Raw genomic sequence first — 14577 nt, 5'->3', positions numbered from 1 at the left:
TATTTTTGTCTTACGCGCGCTTTTTAGCCGCATTTAGATGGTCGCACTGTAAGACCGATTTCTGACAGCTTTCTGACAAAATTCAGCCGGTCGCAGCAAGTGTTGCGGATCGACCAAAATCTTTAATTTTCAAGGCATAAATAGAGGGTTAACCCTCTGCGGCGGATAGCCGAGGTGTGCGCTGCAGCATGGCTGAAAACTGCAATTCGATACGCGCGCCTGTGGCCTCAGGATCAGAGTGTTTTCTGTGAGTATCCGTAATCACCACGCTAGCATGGTGACGCTGAGCGATTTCCCGAACAATGGCTAGCCCGAGGCCGCTGCCGTCAACTCCCGAGCCTAGTACGCGGTAAAAGCGATCAAATACTCGGCCTCGCTCTTCGGGGGGAATGCCAGGGCCTGAGTCTTCCACTGCCAAGACCACGCGATCAGAGTAATCGTGAAGACTCACCGTAATTTGACCGTAGGCAGGTGTGTACCGGATGGCGTTATCGATGAGGTTGTTGAGTGCTTCACCGAGCAAGAGATTCTGACCTTGAATGTAGAGTGGCTGATCAGCGCCTTCAAAGCCGAGATCAATGTTTTTCTGGAGTGCGGTATGAATCCATTTGTGGATGTGGTCTTGTGCAAGATGCGTCAAGTCCAGCGGTGACATTTCCATTGTGTTTGGATTTTCAGCATTGGCCATTAACAAAAGTTGATTGACCAGTCTTGTTGCGCGTGTCGTGCCCGCGATGATTTGCTCAAGGCTTTCCTGTGTGTCGGTTTGCGGCTCACCTCTCATCGCAAGTTCTGCTTGGGTGCGTAGTCCCGCCAGCGGGGTCTTGAGTTGGTGCGCGGCATCTGCGACAAAGCGCTTTTGAGCGAGTAGGGTGGCTTCTAGCCGACTCAAAAGGTCGTTCATTGCCGTGATCAGTGGACCGATTTCCGAGGGAGCGAGGCGCTCATCAATCGGCGAAAGATCGTCAGGCCGCCGCGCTCTCAGTCTTCGTTGCAGGGCATTGATCGGTGCCACGCCGCGGGAAAGACCAAACCATACCAGCACCACGGCAATCGGCAACACAATAAACTGAGGAATGATGACACCCTTGATGATGTCATTGGCCAATTGAGTACGCCGATCCACGGATTCAGCCGCAACCAAGAGCACTGGTCCGGAGCCACGGGCGCTGAGGTCCATCCACGTATAAGCGATACGGATCTCAAAGTCTCTCAGAGCGTGATTTTCATAGTAGGTAATATTGGGCTGATCGCTTGGGGTGCGTTCGGGAGTGGGGAGCTCACCATCGCCGCCCAACAGGTCTCCGCTTGGACCCATGGCTTTCCAGAAGACGCCGTCATTTTCCCGAATTCTCAGTGCGAGTCGCGCGGGCGCAGACATCGGCAGTGACACGACATCGTCATGGACCTCGACCTGTTGCCCTAATACTTGCAAGGCGTTTGCAAGCCCTAGGTCGTAGGGAATATTCGCAAGGTTTTGAGCCACAACGTAAGTGATCGCGATGCTCATGGGCCACAGTAAAAAAAGTGGCGCAAGCATCCAATCCAAAATTTCACCTAACAGTGATCTTCGTGATGATTCTGCGTTTGGTTTCGTTTCGGCAGATTGAATGACTGTATGTGCGTCAAAATGACGAAAGCCGTTCATGTGGGGCTCGAGTCACGCTCTAGGCAATATCCTAACCCACGTACTGTCGCAATTTTGACGCCACTCGGTTCAAGTTTTTTGCGTAGGCGATGGACATACACTTCGATCGCGTTAGAGCTGACTTCCTCGCCCCATTCGCACAGATGGTCAACGATTTGTGTTTTGCTGACCATCCGACCACTGCGTGTGAGCAAAATCTCAAGCAAACTAACCTCGCGTGCCGACAGCTCTAAAGGTTGCTGGTCAACGACGGCGACACGACCTGTTTGGTCAAATTCGAGCCTGCCATGCCGCAGGATGGTGGAGCCGCCTCCCGCACCTCTGCGCGCGAGCGCTCTGACTCGCGCTTCAAGTTCTGACAGAGAAAAAGGCTTGGCCATATAGTCATCTGCGCCGAGATCAAGTCCTTTGACCCGTTGTTCGACGCTATCCGCGGCCGTCAAAATCAATACTGGTAAATGTGAGTTTTTACTGCGCAGGTTACTCAGTACCTCTAGACCAGACATGCGTGGCAGGCCGAGATCCAAAATGAGCAAATCAAATTCCTGTGAGCGCAGGGCGGAGTCTGCCGCGAGCCCATCGCTCACCGCATCGACTGCGTAGCCGTTTAGGCGTAAAGAGCGGGTCAGGCCATCGGCCAAAATGCTGTCATCTTCAGCGATCAGAATACGCATGGGTTTTGTTATGCAAGAACTTGATGAACCATTCTGGCACAGCCGTGTGCCTTGTGCGTATGTCGGAGCAGTGAATTACGTGTAAACCCTAGTCGGATATGCGTGAGAACGGAGAAATTGATGAAACTATTGTCATACTGTTTATTTGTACAGTATAATTGAGTGCAATAATTTCATGATCCCAATTCAGTGCCCTAATTCAGTGTCCTAATTTAGTGCTTCATTTAACTCAAGGAATTTCCATGGATGATAAAACCCTCAAGGCCGGCTCTGCTGAAAAAGGTAAGGCATTGGCTGCCGCGCTCTCCCAGATTGAGAAGCAGTTCGGCAAGGGCTCAGTCATGCGTTACGGCGATAACGAAGTCGAACACGATATTCAGGTCGTTTCCACAGGCTCGCTGGGATTGGATATCGCGCTGGGCGTCGGTGGATTACCTCGTGGTCGTGTCGTTGAAATTTATGGTCCTGAGTCCTCCGGCAAAACGACATTGACACTTCAAGTCATTGCTGAAATGCAAAAAGTCGGTGGTACTTGCGCGTTTATCGACGCTGAGCATGCGCTTGATGTCCAGTATGCCTCCAAGCTCGGCGTGAACTTGACTGATCTGCTGATTTCCCAACCAGACACGGGTGAGCAGGCTCTGGAGATTACCGACGCCTTGGTGCGCTCTGGCTCTGTCGATCTGATCGTCATTGACTCCGTTGCAGCTCTGGTTCCCAAAGCGGAAATTGAAGGTGAAATGGGTGATTCTTTGCCTGGTTTGCAGGCGCGCCTCATGAGTCAGGCTCTTCGTAAACTCACCGCCAGCATCAAGCGCACCAATTGCATGGTGATCTTTATTAACCAGATCCGTATGAAAATTGGTGTGATGTTTGGTAGTCCTGAGACGACAACAGGTGGCAATGCTTTAAAGTTTTACGCGTCTGTCCGTTTGGATATTCGCAGAATCGGTGCCATTAAAAAGGGCGACGAGGTCGTCGGCAACGAAACGCGTGTCAAAGTCGTCAAAAACAAGATCGCCCCCCCGTTCAAACAAGCTGAATTCGACATTATGTATGGCGCAGGTATTTCGCGTGAAGGCGAAATCCTAGATTTGGGCGTCACGGCTGGTATCGTCGATAAGGCTGGTGCATGGTTCAGCTATAACGGTGAGCGTATTGGCCAGGGTAGAGACAATGTTCGTGATTTCTTGCGTGAGCGGCCCGCCATGGCGATTGAGATTGAAAACCGTGTCCGTGAAAAGCTTGGTGTTACGCCTCGTGTAGGTGGAGCACCTGCAGGTGCCTCCGCAGGTGCCTCCGCTGCAACGACGGCAAAACCTCCCAAGGCAAGCAAGCTAGTCGCTGCTGAGCCTGACCTTGAGGACGAGCTGTAAACAAGCACGCAATCAACATTCATGATGAGCTTCCGTGTCCCACGACGCAGCAGATGAAGAGTTTGAAGTAGGTCCCAAGCCTACAGCACCACGGCCTGGCCTTTCCCTTAAGGCCAGAGCCGTGGGTTTGCTGTCTCGCCGAGAGCACAGCCGAGCAGAGCTTCAACGCAAACTTGCCCCGCACGCTGAAACACAAGAGGCGCTAGACAAGGTTCTGGATGAACTCGCGAAAGCAGGTTGGCAGTCTGATGCGCGTTTTACTCAAGGCTGGGTGCACCGCAAAGCCCCCGCTCATGGGGCGGCCAGAATCGTCCAAGATCTCCGATTGCAAGGTATCCCTGCTGAAGCTATCGCAGTTGTTCAATCCGAACTGAAAGAATCCGAGCTTTCTCGTGCCCAAGCGGTCTGGAGCAGAAAGTTTTCGCGTATTGGCAATCCATCCTCTCCAGCAGAATATGCAAAACAAGGCCGTTTTTTGGCGTCCAGAGGATTTTCGACTGACATTATTAGGCGCGTACTAAAAAACCCTGGTCTTGAAGACGACTAGGTGATTTCGACTAGGCTGAGCTATACTTTTGGTCTTTGTTGCAATGTGTCATTTGACCATTTGATCCAATATGCCGCTTCCAGCGCCCGATAGTCCTCGCAAACCTATGCACAATCGCTCCATACAGGTTCATTCCTTCGAGCGAGAGGATGGTCTCTGGGATATTGAGGCGGAGTTGATCGATAACAAATCCTATTCATATACTAAGCGCAATGGCACGGTGCAACCAGCAGGTCAGCCTTTTCACCACATGCATTTGCGTATCACGATTGACCGTGATTTCGAGATCAAAGCCGCGATCGCGTTGTATGATTCAGCGCCATTCGGTGTTTCTTGTACGGCTATTTCTGCAGCGTATCAGGATCTTGTGGGTATGAATTTGTTAAAAAGTTTTCGCCAACAGATCAAGGAGCGTTTTAGTCGAACGGCCGGTTGTACACACATGACCGAGCTTGCGACGGTGCTGCCAACTGCGGCTGTACAAAGCATGGCTGGTCAAAAACGAGCAGAGGCTGAGTCTGCGGGCAGACGTCCCTTTCAGATGGGAGGGTGTTACGCTTGGCGACCCGATGGCGATGTCACAAAAGAACATTATCCGCAGTGGTATGTAAATTCAAATGCAACACCCCCGGTACCTGGTCAGTAGTTTTCCAGGCAATTGATTTTTAGTTTTTTTGGACGGACAGGATTCCCATGAAAATCCATGAGTATCAAGGCAAAGAATTGCTTCGAAAGTTTGGCGTAGTTGTCCCTAAAGGCTTTCCCGCGTTTAGCGTGGATGAGGCTGTAGACGCTGCTAAAAAACTCGGTGGCCCGGTTTGGGTGGTCAAAGCGCAGATCCACGCAGGTGGTCGCGGAAAGGGTGGTGGCGTCAAGCTGGCCCGTTCGATCGACGAAGTGCGCCAACTCTCATCTGAGATTCTGGGCATGCAGTTGATCACGCATCAGACAAGCCCCCAAGGCCAAAAAGTGCGTCGTTTGCTGGTTGAAGAGGGTGCGGACATCAAAAAAGAATACTACGTCGGTATCGTGACCGATCGTGGTACTCAGCGCGTGTGCGTGATGGCCTCCAGCGAAGGCGGTATGGATGTCGAAGAAGTTGCCGAAAAACATCCAGAAAAAATTCTCAAAGTGTTTGTTGATCCCGGCAAAGGCTTGACAGACGACGAGGCAGCAGGCTTGGCGCGTGGTATTGGCGTGCCAGAAGCTTCCGTTCAAAAAGCATGTGCTGAGTTTCAAAAACTCTACAAGGCATACTGGGAAACAGATGCATCACTTGCTGAAATCAACCCCCTGATTTTGACTGGCTCAGGCGATATTATTGCGTTGGATGCCAAGTTCAATTTTGACCCTAACGCTTTGTTCCGTCACCCTGAGCTCGTCGCTTATCGCGACTTGGACGAGGAAGATCCTGCCGAAATCGAAGCCAGTAAGCATGAACTTGCCTACATTCAGCTCGATGGCAATATTGGCTGCTTGGTCAATGGTGCAGGCTTGGCGATGGCTACGATGGACACGATCAAGTTGTTTGGTGGCGAGCCCGCAAACTTTCTGGACGTTGGTGGCAGCGCGACAGCAGAGCGCGTAACTGAAGCGTTCAAGATTATGCTTGCTAACAAGGGTACCAAGGCCATTTTGGTCAATATTTTCGGCGGCATTATGCGCTGTGACGTGATTGCCCAAGGCATCATCACCGCTTGTAAGGCAGTCAACCTCAGCGTGCCTCTCGTGGTACGTATGAAGGGTACCAACGAAGAGTTGGGCAAGAAAATGTTGGCCGATTCTGGCCTGCCTATCATCAGCGCTGACACGATGGCCGACGCGGCCACTCGAGTCGTCGCAGCAGCCAAATAATTCTGCCAGGGATTCTGAAATGTCGATTCTGATCAACAAAGATACTAAAGTCATTACCCAAGGAATTACCGGTAAAACCGGTCAGTTCCACACACGGACTTCGCGTGCCTATGCGAATGGACAAGCCGCATTTGTTGCGGGTGTTCACCCAAAGAAGGCTGGTGAAGATTTTGAAGGCATACCGATTTTCGCTTCTGTCAAAGACGCGAAAGCAGAGACTGGTGCTAATGTTTCTGTCATTTATGTGCCGCCATCAGGTGCTGCTGCCGCAATCTGGGAAGGCATTGAGGCCGAACTGGATTTGGTGATTTGTATCACTGAAGGCATTCCTGTCCGCGACATGCTTGAAATCAAAGATCGCATGGCAAAAATGAACAGCAAGACTTTGCTGCTTGGACCGAACTGCCCAGGTTTGATTACGCCAGACGAAATTAAAATTGGCATCATGCCTGGCCATATTCATCGCAAAGGTCGCATCGGTATCGTCAGTCGCTCGGGTACTTTGACATACGAAGCCGTTGCACAGGTGACTGAGCTCGGGCTCGGACAGTCAAGTGCAGTTGGAATCGGTGGTGATCCAATCAACGGCATGAAGCACATTGATGTGCTTAAAATGTTCAATGAAGACCCTGATACTGATGCAGTGATCATGATTGGTGAAATCGGTGGTCCTGATGAGGTCAATGCGGCTTTGTGGGCCAAAGAGAACATGAAAAAGCCGATGGTTGGCTTTATCGCTGGTGTGACCGCACCAGCAGGCAAGCGGATGGGTCATGCAGGCGCGTTGATTTCAGGTGGTGCAGACACTGCGGATGCAAAACTGGAAATCATGGAAGCTTGTGGGATTCGGACTACGAAGAATCCATCAGAGATGGGTAAGTTGTTGAAGTCGGTGCTATAAGTATTACTGACTACACGACGCACGTTGTACAAAAATACGCCGGCTCGTCTACGACGAGTCGGCGTTATTAATCTTGAGAGGACAAATGATGGAACCCAACAAGCCAAAGCGTAAGTTAACGATTTTGCAGTGGCTCAGCCTGCTCGGACTCATCGGGATTGTTTTGACGGTCATTTTGAATTACCTGCGCTGAGAGAGATTGAGTGAGCACTAGAAAACTGGTCATTGCAACGCGTGCTAGCCGCTTAGCCCTCTGGCAGGCTGAGCATGTTCAAGCGCGTTTGCTCGCGCTGTACCCATCGGCGCAAGTTGAGTTGCTTAAGCTGAGTACGCGTGGCGATGAAATCCTTGACCGCAGTCTGTCCAAAGTGGGCGGTAAGGGGCTTTTTATCAAAGAGCTTGAGTATGCCTTGCTAGATGGGCGCGCTGACTTAGCCGTGCATTCGCTCAAGGATGTTCCCGTTGATATGGAGGCTCCCTTTGAGCTTTCCACAATCATGGCACGGGCGGATTGTCGTGATGCGTTTGTATCGAATGATTTTGAAAGTTTGTCTGAGCTCCCTCCTGGCGCTGTTGTGGGTACCTCGAGTTTGCGCCGTGAGGCTCAACTAAAGGCGCGCTTTCCTCATCTGTTGATTCAGCCCTTGCGCGGGAATCTTGATACACGGTTGGGCAAACTTGATAGCGGCCAATATTCCGCCATTATTCTGGCGGCCGCTGGTCTGGAGAGACTCGGACTTGGGCATCGTATCCGCCATCGGATGACGCCCGAGGAGTCACTCCCAGCCGCGGGTCAAGGTGCACTCGGCATTGAGATTTTGCAATCTCGCTCAGATTTGCGCGAATTGCTCGCTCCTTTGGCTTGCTCCGACACCACGGTTTGTACCTTGGCTGAGCGAGCGGTTTCTCGCGCGCTCGGAGGCTCTTGCCAAGTTCCCTTGGCGGCCTATGCGAGGCTGGAGAATGCGCAATTAAGCGTTCAGGCGCTTGTCGCAACTCCAGATGGTCAGACGATCTATCGGGCAGCGCTACAAGGGCCCGCCGCACAAGCCGAGCAAATCGGTTTGCACATTGCAAATGATCTGATCGCGCAAGGTGCGGGTCATATTCTTGCAAGCTTGTCTGAAAATACCTGACTTGCTATGGCGCAGACTCAGCCTACGGCGATTTTGACTCGTCCTGCAGGTCGCAACACGCTTGTGATGAACGGGCTGCTGCGGCGAGGTTGGCATGTGGAGGAGTGCCCCGCGTTAGAGATTCGCGAGGTCTTAACAGACGCAGTTGAGGTGCCAAGGCCCGAAGCATTCGATCTCATTGTTTTTGTCAGTCGGGCTGCTGTCACGGGATATCAATCTCAACTCTCTCGTGAGGATATTTTTGTGTGGCCACAGGCGACCTTGACGGCCTGCATGGGACCGGTGACGGCGGCGGCTATTCGAAGAGCCTTCGGGGAGTCCGTTGCCGTGGTGCACCCGGATGCTGATCATGCGCAGGATTCAGAAGCTTTGTGGCCATTACTGGTTGCGCTCAAGCAACCACTTAAAAAAGTACTGATCGTGCGTGGTCAAGACGGTCGAGAATGGCTCAGTCAGCGCTTACAACAGCGTGGATTGAGTGTGAGGGTGCACCAAGCTTACAGTCGACAAGTTGCTCTGTGGTCTGAGTCGTTATGTGGGCGGTTTTTAGCTTTGCAGCGGCAAGGTGTTTTCCCGGCTTGGTTGCTCACCAGTCCTCACGGCGTAGAGGCTATCTATAAAAATCTCAACACACTGGGTTTAGCTGATTGGTTTGCGAGCAGCAGTTTTGTCTTGACTCATGAGCGACTCAGGCCTTTTTTGGAGAGGTTGTTAAGCCAAGAAATAGTTAGCTCTCGGGTGGTGATGGCTAGCCCTGAAGATGAGGTCATTTTGCTAGGGTTTGAACAGCTCACCCCTCGCGAAATCCCCGCCCCCTGATCCCTAATTCTACGGCTACAATTGGCCCATGACTGAAACACAACCATCTACCAATTCTCCACAGAGCGCGGCCTTGCTCAAGGTAAAAAAGCGCGCGAGCGGTCCCTCTTGGCCAATTTCTCTTGCGTTGATGTTTTTAGTGATCGCTTTAGTCGCTGCAGGTGGCGTGTGGTTTCAGCAAAAGCGATTTGAAAATGTCGGCAGAGAAGTGGCGACCCAAATGCAGGCTCTCGCGAACCAAGTCAATGATGCGCGCAAAGATGCGACACAGGCACTCAGTCTTGCTCACTCTCAGGCCAATCGTATTGCGCAGCTCGAACAGTTGCAGCTCGAGTCCAAGAGTCAGTATGCAGCGCTCGAGCAACTCTGGGCAGGCGCGAACAAGGGCATTGAGGACGCCATGCTGGCGAATGACGTTGATCGCCTGTTGACAACAGCGAGCCAGCAATTAAGGCTCGCAGGCAACGTTAACAACGCGATTGTGACACTTGAAGCAGCTCAGTCGCTGTTGATTCGCGCCGACCGAGCTCGATTCGCGGCTGTTCAGCGCGCGCTGAGTCTCGATCTCGATCGTTTGCGTGCTGTTCCCTTCATTGATGTGCCTCAGTTAACCAACCGCCTGGAGACACTGAGTGCGTTGGTGGCTCGGGCTCCGCTGATATTGCCTGATGCCGCCGCACCCAAAGTAGTGACAGGGGCATCGTCTACTCAACAACCTGCGGTCAGCTTACCTTCGGCAGTCCCCGGATCAGGAGAGTCTCAGCCATCCAGCCTTGACGCAAAAGCCTGGTGGGAAATTGCGATTGATCATGCTTCACGGTGGTCCAAGTCTTTTGCTGGGATGGTCGTGCGCGAGTTTGCTGAAGTGGTGAGTATTCAACGCGTGAGTGATGCCAATGCCCTGTTAATGTCGCCGGAGCAGGGTGCGCTGTTACGGGCTAATTTACGTACGCGTGTGTTGACCGCTCAGATGGCACTTCTCATGCATCAATCCCCAGTCTGGAAGACGGAGCTTACCCAGATTGAGCAAAGTCTGTCGGCCCGTTACGATCCAAAGTCTTCGGAAACTGTCGCTGCACTTCGCTTGGTCAAAGAGTTATCCGCTATTCAGATTGCTGTCACGCTCCCTGATATTAACGCGAGCTTTGCTGCCCTCGAATCTGTCCGAACGTCTGAACCTTCCCCGGCAGGCGGGCAGTAATCATGCGGACTTGGTTCTGGACACTTGTTCTGTTGACTGCTGCGGTGGTGTTGGCTGTCGTCCTGAGAGAAAACACCGGTCATGTGTTGATTTTGGTCAATGACTGGAGGCTTCAAGTCTCTTTGGCTTTTGCCGTGGTCGCGTTAGTGGGTTTTTTCGTTTGTGTGTACGTTCTCCTTCGCGTGACGTCTTGGCTCGTTGCGATTCCTATGCGTGTTCGCGGCTGGAATAGTCGGCGTCATGTCAAGCGAGACCAAGAGCTGTTAGAGCAAGGTTGGACCGAGCTGCTTGAAGGGCGTTACTCCCACGCTGAAAAAGATCTCACCAAGTTATTTGATCGCAGCACTGACTCCAGTCGGCAAGTGCTCGCTGCGCTTTCTGCTGCACGCGCAGCGCACGCGCTGGGAGAGTTTGGGAGACGTGATCATCTCATTGCTCTTGCCAAAGAAAAAGCGTCTGACGACAGTTCTCTAAAGGAAGCGATTGCGACAGCGGCCGCAGACTTATATTTGGATCAAGGTTTAGCCGCACAGGCGCTTGAGGCGCTTTTGCCGCTGCAAGAGCGCAGCGCCAGACATATTCATACCCTCCGCCTGTTGCTCAGAGCGTATCGACAGCTCAATCGGTATGATCAAGTCTACGCGCTTGCGCGCACACTCAATCGTCGTGGTGCGTTGCACGAGACAGAGGCGCGTCAAATTATCGAAACCGCCGCTGCGGCGCGTCTGCGTGAAACGACCCATGATGGGAAATGGCATGCCTTTTGGAAAGAGCTCAAATCTGATGAGCGGACCCTAACTGAGGTCGCTCTAGCCGGTGCTGCAGCTTTTGAAGCAAATGGACAACTCGAAGAAGCCTCCCGCGCCTTGGAGCAGGCTATACCGTTGTCCTTTGACCCGCGTTTACTCGCGGCATATTCTCGCTCAGAGCCTTCGCAAGTCAAACGTCGACTCGAAAAAGCCGAAACTTGGGTTCAATCACGCCCAAATGATGCCGAACTATTAGCTGCGGTCGGCCATCTGTGTTTAGTGGGTCAGATCTGGGGACAAGCGGAAAACTATCTTTCACGCAGTCTGTCCAAGCGCGCAGATGCACGTGTGCATGTTTTGCTAGGAAGCCTTTACGACAAGCTCAATCGTCCGCAAGAAGCCGCCGCCCAATGGCGTCTGGCCACCGCTTTAGGAACCGCGCTGCCAGTCTTGGCCACAGACTCTTTCTTGCCCGTAGCAGATATCGCTTCAGACCCTGGTGTGTTGCATGCTGAAGGGCTGTCTTATCTTGCGGAAAGTGGATTTCCAGCGAATTGGGATCACGATCCGCATATAGAAAATACAGGTCTTAAAACGGCTGATGACATACCGGGAGATCCTGCACGGGACAATTTCGATGAGTACTTCGATAGCGCTCCTGTGGCAGGTCTAGGTGAGCCCGCACCTGTTTCAACGCTTCCTCCTTTGCCGGAAAAGAAAGCTTAACTTTTCACATTTTTATCCTCTGGACGCCAATCAAATGTCTGACTTTGTCTTCGAACCACAGGTGACGATCGGTCTACCCGTGGTAGGTAGTACCCAGCTTTTTCCGGTCCGTCGCGTATATTGCGTGGGCCGCAATTATGCCGAACACGCCAAAGAAATGGGTTTTACGGGACGTGAAGATCCTTTCTTTTTCTGCAAGCCAGCGGATGCCTTGATTCCTATTCCTGCGGGTCAAGCTGGCAAGATGCCTTATCCCGTCAAAACTTCAAATCTGCACTATGAAATGGAGTTAGTGGTCGCGCTAGGCAGTGGAGGGTGTGATATCCCTGTTGAGAAAGCAAACGACTGCGTCTTTGGCTATGCCTTGGGTCTGGACATGACGCGTCGTGACTTGCAAGGTGAAGCAAAAAAGCAAGGTCGCCCATGGGAAGTCGGTAAAGGCTTTGACCAGTCCGGTCCTATCGGCCCCATCCATCCAAAAACTGCTACAGGTATTTTGGCAGAGGGCACCATTTCTTTACACGTCAATGGTCAGCAAAAGCAGACCAGCGATTTGTCGCAAATGATTTGGAATATTCCTGAAAGCATTTCTTACCTGTCAGGCCTATTTGAACTTAAAACTGGCGACCTGATTTTTACTGGTACGCCAGAGGGTGTGGGGGCCGTCGTCAAAGGTGACAAACTCGTCGGCCACGTTGCTGGCTTGGGCGAGTTTGAGGTTCATATCGTTTAAGGTTGCTTAGAGAGCCTTGCCGATTTCAGCGGCATAAGCAGGGGCGGGATGCAAGGTGTTGCGTCCGCCCGCTTTAAGTAATTGACTAGGTACATCGTGTCCGATGAGTCCTGGCAACATCGCCGATACCTTCAACAGGCGATTGAGATCGATGTTGGTGTCAAATCCCTCTAGCTCCAGCATGTGCACCATATCTTCTGTACAGGCATTGCCGCTTGCACCTGGTGCATAGGGGCAGCCGCCGATTCCACCTAACGAAGCATCAAAACGATCAATGCCTGCGCTAATAGCGGCCAGAACGTTGGCTTGAGCCATTGAGCGTGTGTTGTGAAAGTGCAGTGTAAACACCATCTCTGGGAAAAGAGCCTTGGCACGTGCAGAAAGCGAGCGTACTTGAGAAGGGTAAGCCATGCCGGTTGTGTCGCAAAGGGTTGCCCGCTTGACACCTAAGTGAGCAAAACGCTCAACCCAACGCAGCACCTCGTCTTCACTCACATCGCCTTCCATCGGGCAACCAAAGCTTGTCGATAAAGAAATATTGATAGCCACAGCACTACCCGAAATCGCGGCAACAACTTGCTCGAGTTGAGCAAAAGATTGTTCACGTGTCATACGCAAGTTTGAGCGATTGTGGGTCTCGCTCATGGACATCACGAGATTGGCTTCATCAATGCCACAGGACAGTGCACGTTCTGCTCCGCGAACGTTTGGCACTAGTACCGTGTATTCCACACCAGGTTGTCGGGTGATTTCATGCATGACGCGCTCTGCATCACGCAGTGCTGGAATAGCTTTGGGTGAAGTAAAAGAGGTCACCTCAATTTTGGCGAAACCACAGAGGCTCAACGCATCAATGACGCGAACCTTATCTTCGGTCTCGATAAATTGAGCTTCGTTTTGAAAGCCGTCACGCGTGGCGACTTCTTGCATGTAAATCCGTGGGCGTGCGTTTTGCATAGTCGTATCTTTTTAAAAAAATATCAATATGTCAGAGTCAGTTTAGATGATGCCGCGCGCTTTCCAATCCGACTGTTGGGCGAGGCTGATTCCAAGCTCGCCAAGCACCTCAGCGGTATGTTCTCCGAGAGCGGGAGCCGGGCGCGTCACTTGACCGGGTGTTTGACTCAATTTTGGCACAATACCCGGCACTTGTACTGTCGAGCCATCCGGTAATGTCGCATCCAAGATCATGTCGCGGGCCTGATAGTGCGGATCATGCGCAATGTCGGCCGCATCGTAACTTTTTCCGGCAGGCACGCCAGCTGCGTTCATCGCATCAAGGACAAACTCAAGGGTGTGTTGCTGGGTAAAGGATGAAATAGCAGCATCAATCAACTCAGCATTAGCGGCTCGCCCAATGTTATTGGCTAAGTTTGGGTCTGTCGCCAAATCAGCACGGCCGATTGTTTCCATCAAGCGCTTGTAAATACTGTCGCCGTTACCTGCGATCAAGGCGTATCGGCCATCGTTGCACAGATAGGCGTTCGTAGGAACAATCCCCGGCATGCTCGCACCAGAGGGTTGCCGCACCACGCCAAATTTTGAGTATTCAGGCAGCAGACTTTCCATCATGTTAAAGACGGACTCATACAACGCAACGTCAACTTCTTGGCCGACGCCTCCTTGTTGCTCGCGGTGACGAAGCGCCATCATGACGCCAATGACACCATGCAGTCCAGAAAGCGTATCGCCGATTGAAACGCCGACCCGAACGGGGGGACGGCCCGGTTCACCGCTTAAATAACGCAGGCCTCCCATTGCCTCACCAATCACACCAAAACCAGGTCGGTCTCGATATGGGCCTGACTGACCGTAGCCTGAGACGCGCAGCATGATGAGCTTTGGGTTAATCGCGTGGAGGGCTTCAAAGCCCAAGCCCCATTTTTCCATCGCGCCTGGCCGGAAATTTTCAATCAAAATATCCGCATCTTCTGCGAGCCTTCTAATGATCTCTTGACCTTCAGGCTGTCGAAGATCAAGCGTGATTGAGCGCTTGTTTCGGGCGTGTGCGGCCCACCAGACGGAAGTGCCTTCATGCAGAAGACGCCAAGTACGCAACGGGTCCCCAGTTTTAGGGGGTTCCACCTTGATGACATCCGCACCAAATTCAGCGAGAATTTTTGAGGCAAAAGGCCCTGCAATGAGTTGGCCGAGCTCGATGACCCGCAGGCCGCTTAGAGGAAGAGACATAATGAGATTTTTAAAAATAAACT

Annotated in this window: 14 protein-coding genes; 10 read left to right on the top strand and 4 right to left on the bottom strand. The window is 52.2% G+C overall.

Annotation, left to right across the window (positions count from 1 at the left end):
- Nucleotides 1-148 precede the first annotated feature (148 nt).
- Nucleotides 149-1648, bottom strand: coding sequence for a sensor histidine kinase N-terminal domain-containing protein (locus WBJ47_RS13205; protein WP_422243560.1), 1500 nt, complete (start codon nucleotides 1646-1648; stop codon nucleotides 149-151).
- Entirely contained in the window at nucleotides 1645-2322 is a 678-nt protein-coding gene (locus WBJ47_RS13200; protein ID WP_422243559.1) for a response regulator, read from the bottom strand. The genes WBJ47_RS13205 and WBJ47_RS13200 overlap by 4 nt, the downstream gene beginning before the upstream one ends.
- A 242-nt stretch (nucleotides 2323-2564) precedes the next feature.
- On the opposite strand from WBJ47_RS13200, the gene recA reads away from it, so the two are divergent.
- From recA to WBJ47_RS13150, 10 genes are all read left to right on the top strand, one after another.
- On the top strand, nucleotides 2565-3698 hold the full coding sequence (recA, locus tag WBJ47_RS13195; RefSeq protein ID WP_422243558.1) for a recombinase RecA: 1134 nt from the start codon (nucleotides 2565-2567) through the stop codon (nucleotides 3696-3698).
- Nucleotides 3699-3732: 34 nt separating this feature from the next.
- Nucleotides 3733-4245 carry a recombination regulator RecX gene (gene recX, locus WBJ47_RS13190; RefSeq protein WP_422243557.1) on the top strand — a complete coding sequence of 171 codons (513 nt, stop codon included), beginning with the start codon at nucleotides 3733-3735 and terminating at the stop codon, nucleotides 4243-4245.
- 70 nt (nucleotides 4246-4315) lie between these two features.
- A complete protein-coding gene (locus WBJ47_RS13185; RefSeq protein WP_422243556.1) occupies nucleotides 4316-4891 on the top strand; it encodes a DUF2889 domain-containing protein in 576 nt (191 codons plus the stop codon).
- Nucleotides 4892-4938: 47 nt separating this feature from the next.
- Nucleotides 4939-6099 (top strand): ADP-forming succinate--CoA ligase subunit beta, encoded by a 1161-nt coding sequence (gene sucC / locus WBJ47_RS13180; RefSeq protein ID WP_422243555.1) that lies wholly within the window; start codon nucleotides 4939-4941, stop codon nucleotides 6097-6099.
- A 19-nt stretch (nucleotides 6100-6118) separates the two neighbouring features.
- Nucleotides 6119-7000, top strand: coding sequence for a succinate--CoA ligase subunit alpha (gene sucD / locus WBJ47_RS13175; protein ID WP_422243554.1), 882 nt, complete (start codon nucleotides 6119-6121; stop codon nucleotides 6998-7000).
- A gap of 203 nt (nucleotides 7001-7203) precedes the next feature.
- Nucleotides 7204-8136, top strand: coding sequence for a hydroxymethylbilane synthase (gene hemC, locus WBJ47_RS13170; RefSeq protein WP_422243553.1), 933 nt, complete (start codon nucleotides 7204-7206; stop codon nucleotides 8134-8136).
- Nucleotides 8137-8142: 6 nt separating this feature from the next.
- Nucleotides 8143-8955 (top strand): uroporphyrinogen-III synthase, encoded by an 813-nt coding sequence (locus WBJ47_RS13165; protein ID WP_422243552.1) that lies wholly within the window; start codon nucleotides 8143-8145, stop codon nucleotides 8953-8955.
- Nucleotides 8956-8983: 28 nt separating this feature from the next.
- Nucleotides 8984-10156 (top strand): uroporphyrinogen-III C-methyltransferase, encoded by a 1173-nt coding sequence (locus WBJ47_RS13160; protein ID WP_422243551.1) that lies wholly within the window; start codon nucleotides 8984-8986, stop codon nucleotides 10154-10156.
- Nucleotides 10157-10158: 2 nt separating this feature from the next.
- A complete protein-coding gene (locus WBJ47_RS13155) occupies nucleotides 10159-11631 on the top strand; it encodes a heme biosynthesis HemY N-terminal domain-containing protein (protein WP_422243550.1) in 1473 nt (490 codons plus the stop codon).
- A 34-nt stretch (nucleotides 11632-11665) separates the two neighbouring features.
- Nucleotides 11666-12364: a fumarylacetoacetate hydrolase family protein gene (locus tag WBJ47_RS13150; protein WP_422243549.1), complete on the top strand. Its 699-nt coding sequence runs from the start codon at nucleotides 11666-11668 to the stop codon at nucleotides 12362-12364.
- 6 nt (nucleotides 12365-12370) lie between these two features.
- Here WBJ47_RS13150 and WBJ47_RS13145 read toward each other — a convergent pair whose 3' ends face one another.
- Both WBJ47_RS13145 and WBJ47_RS13140 read right to left on the bottom strand, forming a co-directional pair.
- Nucleotides 12371-13321 (bottom strand): hydroxymethylglutaryl-CoA lyase, encoded by a 951-nt coding sequence (locus WBJ47_RS13145; RefSeq protein WP_422243548.1) that lies wholly within the window; start codon nucleotides 13319-13321, stop codon nucleotides 12371-12373.
- Nucleotides 13322-13363: 42 nt separating this feature from the next.
- Nucleotides 13364-14554, bottom strand: coding sequence for a CaiB/BaiF CoA transferase family protein (locus WBJ47_RS13140; protein WP_422243547.1), 1191 nt, complete (start codon nucleotides 14552-14554; stop codon nucleotides 13364-13366).
- Nucleotides 14555-14577: the final 23 nt, after the last annotated feature.

This window comes from Zwartia sp., from assembly GCF_049655405.1.
GTDB lineage: Bacteria > Pseudomonadota > Gammaproteobacteria > Burkholderiales > Burkholderiaceae_B > Zwartia.
This window is presented reverse-complemented; position numbering and strand designations above follow the sequence as displayed.

Excerpts from the sequence above, each read along its gene's own strand:
- WBJ47_RS13205 (WP_422243560.1), bottom strand. The coding sequence starts at position 1,648 with ATGAACGGCTTTCGTCATTTTGACGCACATACAGTCATTCAATCTGCC.
- WBJ47_RS13200 (WP_422243559.1), bottom strand. The coding sequence starts at position 2,322 with ATGCGTATTCTGATCGCTGAAGATGACAGCATTTTGGCCGATGGCCTG.
- recA (WP_422243558.1), top strand. The coding sequence starts at position 2,565 with ATGGATGATAAAACCCTCAAGGCCGGCTCTGCTGAAAAAGGTAAGGCA.
- WBJ47_RS13185 (WP_422243556.1), top strand. The coding sequence starts at position 4,316 with ATGCCGCTTCCAGCGCCCGATAGTCCTCGCAAACCTATGCACAATCGC.
- sucC (WP_422243555.1), top strand. The coding sequence starts at position 4,939 with ATGAAAATCCATGAGTATCAAGGCAAAGAATTGCTTCGAAAGTTTGGC.
- sucD (WP_422243554.1), top strand. The coding sequence starts at position 6,119 with ATGTCGATTCTGATCAACAAAGATACTAAAGTCATTACCCAAGGAATT.
- WBJ47_RS13165 (WP_422243552.1), top strand. The coding sequence starts at position 8,143 with ATGGCGCAGACTCAGCCTACGGCGATTTTGACTCGTCCTGCAGGTCGC.
- WBJ47_RS13160 (WP_422243551.1), top strand. The coding sequence starts at position 8,984 with ATGACTGAAACACAACCATCTACCAATTCTCCACAGAGCGCGGCCTTG.
- WBJ47_RS13155 (WP_422243550.1), top strand. The coding sequence starts at position 10,159 with ATGCGGACTTGGTTCTGGACACTTGTTCTGTTGACTGCTGCGGTGGTG.
- WBJ47_RS13150 (WP_422243549.1), top strand. The coding sequence starts at position 11,666 with ATGTCTGACTTTGTCTTCGAACCACAGGTGACGATCGGTCTACCCGTG.
- WBJ47_RS13145 (WP_422243548.1), bottom strand. The coding sequence starts at position 13,321 with ATGCAAAACGCACGCCCACGGATTTACATGCAAGAAGTCGCCACGCGT.
- WBJ47_RS13140 (WP_422243547.1), bottom strand. The coding sequence starts at position 14,554 with ATGTCTCTTCCTCTAAGCGGCCTGCGGGTCATCGAGCTCGGCCAACTC.